Source organism: Pyxidicoccus caerfyrddinensis, assembly GCF_010894405.1.
In the GTDB taxonomy this organism is placed as follows: domain Bacteria; phylum Myxococcota; class Myxococcia; order Myxococcales; family Myxococcaceae; genus Myxococcus; species Myxococcus caerfyrddinensis.
In genome coordinates, this window is the sequence record NZ_JAAIYA010000028.1 from 168,221 (window position 1) to 175,037 (window position 6,817).

Annotated in this window: 4 protein-coding genes; all 4 read left to right on the top strand. The window is 66.3% G+C overall.

Features of this window, described 5'->3' with window-relative positions:
• Window positions 1–177: 177 nt before the first annotated feature.
• The 4 genes from G4D86_RS43475 to G4D86_RS43490 all read left to right on the top strand — a co-directional run bounded on the left by G4D86_RS43475 (window position 178) and on the right by G4D86_RS43490 (window position 6,694).
• On the top strand, window positions 178–1,047 hold the full coding sequence (locus tag G4D86_RS43475; RefSeq protein ID WP_164000728.1) for a VanW family protein: 870 nt from the start codon (window positions 178–180) through the stop codon (window positions 1,045–1,047).
• Window positions 1,048–1,423: 376 nt separating this feature from the next.
• The gene (locus tag G4D86_RS43480) at window positions 1,424–5,332 is read left to right on the top strand and encodes a protein kinase domain-containing protein (protein ID WP_240360813.1); all 3,909 of its coding nucleotides are present in this window, start codon (window positions 1,424–1,426) and stop codon (window positions 5,330–5,332) included.
• Between the two features lie 151 nt (window positions 5,333–5,483).
• Window positions 5,484–6,170, top strand: coding sequence for an EF-hand domain-containing protein (locus G4D86_RS43485; protein ID WP_164000732.1), 687 nt, complete (start codon window positions 5,484–5,486; stop codon window positions 6,168–6,170).
• 65 nt (window positions 6,171–6,235) lie between these two features.
• On the top strand, window positions 6,236–6,694 hold the full coding sequence (locus tag G4D86_RS43490; protein ID WP_240360810.1) for an allene oxide cyclase barrel-like domain-containing protein: 459 nt from the start codon (window positions 6,236–6,238) through the stop codon (window positions 6,692–6,694).
• The last annotated feature ends 123 nt before the right edge of the window (window positions 6,695–6,817 follow it).

A 6,817-nucleotide genomic window follows, 5' to 3' on the forward strand; every position in this document is an offset into this window, starting at 1 on the left:
CCTGTCGCCAGAGTCCCGGGGCCCTCCCCTCACCTCACGTCACACGCGCGCTTCGACCCAGGCAGTCTGACCGCTCGAAGGGTTGGAGGTAGACATCACCGGGGGATATCGTGCCCAGCAGCCCCAGGGCTGTCCCTTCAACAATGTGAAAGCTGCTGCCCTATCGAGGAGCGCGGGATGATTCGTGCATTGTTGCAGTCCCTGGGCATTCGCCCACCCGCGCGACTCAGCGAGCTTCACCCCGCCCTCTACCAGGCGGCCGTGTGGAAGAATCGCGCCAGGAGGTACGCGGATTGGTACCTCGGCCCGGCGCGCTGGTGCTCGGTGCGTCAGGAGCTGCCTCTGCCCTTCCGGGTCAAGCGACATGCCTCTCGGCTCTTGAAGCAGCTGGGCGAGAGCGAGATGTGGCTCCAGCACAACAAGGTCAAGAACCTGGCCATCGCCATCCCGGCGCTGACGGACGTCCTGATCAGGCCGGGTGAGACGTTCTCCTTCTGCCAGCTCGTAGGCCGCCCGACCCGGGCGAGAGGGTATGTGGAAAGCATGGAGCTTTCACGAGGCAAGGTGCGGCCGGGTGTGGGTGGCGGCATCTGCCAGCTCGCCAACATGATCCACTGGCTCGTCCTGCACAGCCCGCTGACCGTCGTCGAGCGGAGCAACCACAGCTTCGACCCCTTCCCGGACCAGAACCGCTCCATCCCGTTCGGCACGGGCGCCGCCATCTTCTACAACTACGTGGATCTCCAGTTCAGGAACGACACGCCGGCCACCTTCCAACTGCGCCTGTGGATGACGGACGTCGACCTTTGGGGGGACCTCAGGGCGGACCGGCAGCCCGAGCACGTCTACTCGGTATTCGAGAAGAACCACCGGTTCGAGCGCCACGAAGGGGCCTGGTACCGCAGGAACGAGATCTGGCGCAAGGTCATGCCCTGGGGCGGCGGCCCCTGCCTCGCGGAGGAATTCCTCAAGGCGAACAGCGCACGCACGCTCTATGAGCCGCACGGCGGTCGCGTCACGGAGCAGCGGGAGGGGCGCGCTGATTGACGGGTGAGAAGAGGACTCGTCTACCCGCCTGCTGGAGCAGCAGACGGCCAAGGTGTCGCCGCACGTGTTCCTCTTCGCCAGTTGCTGCTCGATGGCTGTGTCGCTCGGCCTGGAGTTGAGCGTTGGGGCGCACCGTCGCGCGCACTTCCCCTTCGTGCCTGACGGAGGCAGGCGGCGAGACCCTATCTTCTTTCATAGGCGCGAGGAGCGGCCCATGGGGGAGCGCACGGAGGAACTCGAGGACTTCAATGACGCGTTCCTGAAGGAAATCGCCCGGACCTCACGGCGGCACTTCCGGGTGCCAGCGGTTGGGACACGGCTCGGAGGCCGGGACGGGCTCCGGTTCGAAATCATCGACGCGCTGGGTGGCGGTGCCATGGGGCAGGTCTTCCGCGCGTGGGACGAGGAACTGCAGCGTGTCGTAGCCCTCAAGTTCCTCATGCCACCTGGCACGGGAGAGACGGAAGAAGCGCTCGTCGCGATGCTGCGTCAGGAAGCGCGGGCCATCGCCGGGCTGGACCATGAAAACATCGTTCGCATTTTCGATATCGGCGAGTGGCGCGATGCACCAGGAGCGCCTTACGTCCCCTATCTCGTCATGGAGTGCCTGGAGGGGGAGTCGCTCGGCTCGCTGCTGAAGCGGGAGCGGCCGGGGCTGCTGCGCACGCTGAGCATCTTTCATTGCGTGGCCAGGGGGCTGGCACATGCGCATGAGCGCTCCCTCATCCACCGGGACCTCAAGCCGAGCAATGTCTTCTTGACCCGGGAGGGCGCGGTAAAGCTGCTCGACTTTGGACTGGCTCAACTCATGGACCTCGGAGGCGCAGGCGTGCCTCATCGTCCGATGGCCGGAACGCCCGCGTACATGGCACCGGAGCAGTGGAGGGGGGAACCCCAGGATGCGCGCACCGACCTCTGGTCCATGGGGGTGATGCTCTACGAATTCCTGACCGGCGAGCTGCCCTATGCAGGCCCCAGTCTGGAGAAGTTGCGTGCCGGGGTGATCGCTTCCGAGCCAGTGCCCTCGGTTCGGGAGCGAGCCCCGGAGGTGCCCAGGGAAGTCGCACAGCTCGTGGCCGCGCTGCTGGAGAAAGAGGCACCTCGGCGGCTGTCCCGCGCGGCCACGTTGGCCGAGTGGTTGCGGCGGTTGGAGCAACAGCTCGGGCCGTGGCGTGCGGAGCCCCATGCACTGGGAACCCAGTACCGGAAGGTAACGCTCGTGTCGTGCAGGCTGGTGGGGCGGTCTCGTCTCTCCGAGCGCCTCGACCCCGAGGACGCCCTCGAGATGGAGGAGGATTTCCACCGCGGGTGCTCGCAGGTCATTCTGCGACATGGGGGCTTCGTCACCCATCTCCTCGGAGATGAGGTTCTCGCCTGCTTCGGTTATCCGGTAGCCCGCGAGGACGACTCCGAGCGCGCGGTACGCGCGGGACTCGACTTGCAGAGGTACTTCCGGGAACAGCCTGCCCGCGGCCCGGGCCCCTCCCTCCGCGTGGCGGTGGGAATCCACACCGACTCGATGGTCTTCACCGTCCCCTCCCAGGGGACACCCGGAGCAGGCCCCGCCATCCAGGGCGAGGCGCCCCGGAGGGCCTCTCGGCTGGCGGAGCAGGCGGGCCCCGGAGGCGTGGTCCTCGGCGGGACCACGAGGGAGCGGGTGCTCGGCACCTTCGACACCGAGCCCTTGGACCTCCCTGACTCCTGGCGCGTGCTGCGCGAGCGGAAGGCGGTGACTCGCTTCCAGCGGGTACTCGCCACCGGGACCCTCACCCGCCTGGTCGGAAGGGAGCGCGAGCTCCAGGCGTTGCTCGGACGCTGGGCGGAGGCTCAGGAAGGCCGGGGCTCCTTCGTGTTCGTTTCCGGCGAGGCAGGTATCGGCAAGTCCCGCCTCATCCAGGAACTGCTCGGCCGCGCTTCCCCGGAACCCGCCTTCCTCTTCCAGGCGCAGTGCTGGGAACAGCTCGGCAGCAGCACCTTCGCTCCAGTCATCGAACTGTTGTGGCGTCTCCTCCAGCTCGAGCCTCGGGCGCTACAGCCGTGGGAGCTCAAGGGCCAGCTCCTGTCGCGGCTGGAGGCCCTCGGCATGCTCGGCGATGGGAGATTGGAGTCACGGCACGTCGACGGTCTCATCTCCCTGCTGTCGCCAGCGCCGGCTGAGGAGGCCTCACCGCCGATGCAGCCAGTGGACCCGCAGCGGGAGGAAAGGCAGAAGATTCTTGAGGCTCTTCGGGCCTTGCTCTCGCGAATGACGGAGCGCGGGCCCGTGCTTGCCGTGTTGGAGGACCTGCATTGGTCGGACCCGTCCACCCTGGAGCTGCTCGAAGGCCTGTTGGGCTCCGTCAGCCGGGAGCGGCTCCTGGTCGTGCTCAGCGCGCGCACCGGGTTCCAGCTCCCCTGGGCGCCACGGTTGGGGCTCCATCGCCTGGAGCTCGGCCGGTTGTCGGAGGAGTCCGCTGCGCACCTGGTGCGGGAGGCGGCTCGGGAGCGGATGCTGCCGGAGGCGACGGTCTCACAGTTGGTGGCGAGAACGGATTGCATCCCACTCTTCATCGTGGAGATGACCCGCCAGGCTCTCCACTGCGACCCTGCGTCAATCCCGGTCACCCTCCATGAGCTCCTCGCGAGCCGGCTCGACGCGCTCCCGCCCCGGCAGCGGCTGTTGCTCTGGTTCGGAGCCGGGGTGGGCCGCCGCTTCACTCGACCCCTGCTCGCCGCACTCACGCGACGGAGCGAAGCCGAGCTGCGAGAGGACCTCGAGGCGCTGGTGACGGCCGGAATCCTGGCGCAGGACGACTCCTCCGAGCCTGGCTATCAGTTCCACCATGCGCTTCTGCAGGAGGTGGCATGGGGCTCCCTTCCGCGTCGGCGGCGGCGGGAGTTCCACCGGCACATCGCCCACGTCCTGGAGGTGCGGTTCCCCGATGTGGTGGACACCCGGCCCGAGGTGCTCGCCCACCACTACACCGCGGCGGGGGAGAAGGTCGTGGCACTTCGCTACCGTACGCGGGCCGTGGAGCTCGCCTTCCAGCGCTGGGCAATCCTGGAAGCCATCGACCATGTGAGGCACGCGCTGGCGCTGTTACGCGCGCTTCCGGACGCATCGCAACGGAGTGCCGAGGAGATGCAGCTCCTCAATGCACTCGGCATCTCGCTGATGCGGACCCAGGGCTACGACGTGCCTGAGATAAAGCAGATCCACGCTCGCACGCTGGAGCTGTTCGACCGGGAGGGAGAGTCCCTCCCGTACCTCGACCAGTTGTGGATGTGGTTGTGCAACTACTTCATCGTCGGGGGGCACCTCTTGCCGGCGAGCGAGCTGGCGGAGCGGCTCCTGTCCCTGGGCAGAAAACGGGAGGATGCAGCGCTGACTGCCCGGGCCTACCGATTCCTGGCGATCATCCTCCGTGAAAGGGGAGAACTCGTCAGGAGTCTGGAGCTGATCGACCGGGCGAGGGCGCTCTCCAGCGAAGACATGTACCTGGATGCCCCCATCGCTCCGCTCTATTTCGAGTCGCAGGTGGAAGATGCCATCTTCATTTGTTACATGCGGCTGTTCTTGGGCGACGTGCAGCAGGCATGGCGGTCTGGCCTCGCGGCCCTGACGCGAGCCAGAGAGCTGAATCAGCCCGCGACCCTGGTCTATGCGCTGATCTTTCTGGCGGGCATCGCTCGGTTCCAGCGGGATGCCCGGCATGCCTTGGAGTGGGCAGAGGAAGGCATGTCCCTGGCGTCCAGGACGGGGCTCAAGCCCATGGAACAGGCGGCGAGGGTACTTCGAGGATGGGCAATGGCAGAGCTGGGGCTGCGTCAGGAGGGAGTCGAAGTCATGCGCGACGCTCTCGAGCAGTGGCGGCGGATGGAGAGCTGGCTCTTTGTTCCCTACTTCCAGAGCCTGCTCGCGGAGGTCCTGGGGAGCTTGGGACAGGTACGGGAGGGGTTGGCCTCGGTGGAGGAGGCTCTGGACGCCATGAAAGAGAGAGGGATTCGCTTCCTCGTGCCCGAGCTTCACCGGACCCGGGGCGAGCTGCTGTGGTTGCGCGGCATGCACGCTGAGGCGATGCGGTGCCTCCTCCGGGCCCGCATCGAGGCCCGCCGCCAGCGGGCCGCGCTTCTCGAACTGCGGGCGACGGTTTCCTTGTCGCGGCTGCTGCGCGACCAGGGAAAGAAGGAGCAGGCCCGCAGGAGGTTGGTGAGAGCCTGCCATGGTGCCAGAGTGGAACCTCAGGCCGTGGACCTCCAAGATGCCCGGGGACTGCTGGAACAACTCTCGCCCCAGCTACGGTGACAGCGGCGCATGGGCGCAAAAGAAGCTCGCCTCGCTGGCCACGTACTCGCCCCGGTCGGCCAGCTTGGCACGTCAGCCGAGGCGACATGTTCCCTGACTCACGGGGCCACGGCTCCCGGCGGAGGTCTCGGGTAGCGACGTCGAGGCAGAGGTGCGGTTCATCCACGAGCGCATCAACCGAAGAAGCGTAGACGAGCTCTTGTCGGATCCCGAGGCCATGGCGCTCCTTCCCGAGCTCGGACCGGATCAGAACATCTTGACCTATGCCGTGAACTTCAGGAACCCGGATGGCTCGCTCAACACGAATCTGGAGCAGGCAAACCGGTTGAACAAGGCCGTCTACGATCTCCTGAGCATCGATCCCGGGGACGAGATCTATGGCTACGGGATGATCGTGAGCACCACCGATTTCAGCGAGGAGCACTACGGGAAGACGTTCATCGAGGATTTCAAGCGGCGCCTCGGCGTCTCGTCGTCGCCGGGCTCCACGGTGACGGTGCTCCGGTCGACGACGATGGCACCGTGGCTCTTGTCGACGCCCGAAGGGAGCTTCCTGGACGTGCTGGAGTTCGAGCTCCGCGACGCGATCCTGAAGTCGATGATGAGGGACTCGATGTTCCAGATCTTCACTGAGATCGACACGAACAAGGACGGCGTCCTGGACGTGTCGGAGGTGATGAGCAAGTTCCGCGAGAAGGGCTACCACGACGACGAAGTCGACGCGTTCTTGCAGCTGTGCGACCTCGACAGGAGCGGCACGGTGTCCATGGAAGAATTCCTGGGCGCGTTCTCGCAGTTCATGGCCAAATCGAAGCTCGCGAGCGGCGTCAGCGCTTGAAGATGAGTCCCGGCCTGGTTCACACCCGCCCGACCCAAGCAGATCCAATCCCAAGGAGAGACACGATGCGCAAGCTGAGCTTCATGGCCGTTCTCGCGGTACCCGCCGCCGCACAGCTGCTGGGTTGTTCCAGCGCCCACGCGGAGGAAACCAACACGCTGACCACCATCGCGGATGCCCGCAGTGGCATTGCCTCACCGGTGGACCTTGGAGCGCCAGGGGACTCGCCGGGCGACATGTTCGTCTTCGACCAGCCCCTGCTGAACGAGGCCCGGGAGACCATTGGCTCCAACAGCGGCTACTGCATCCGGACGTTGCCTGGCCAGTTCAGCGAGTGCCAGTGGACGCTCACCATGGCCGACGGCACCATCACCGTCGCGGGCCGCGAGGCGGAGACCGGCACCTCGCTCATCCCCATCATCGGTGGCACGGGCGACTATCTGGGAGTGGGTGGCGTGCTGAGCACCACCCCCAATGGGGACAGGACGTTCACCCAGGTGCTCACCCTGCACAGGATGCGCTAGAGCGCCGAACAGGTTAGGTCACGCCGCGTGCTGGTAGCGCGCGGCGACCTCGAGGTTTTGGACGACCGCGAGTCGCCTGAGGTCAAAGAGGTTGCGGCGCGTGCCTCGGTAACGAGCCTTCGG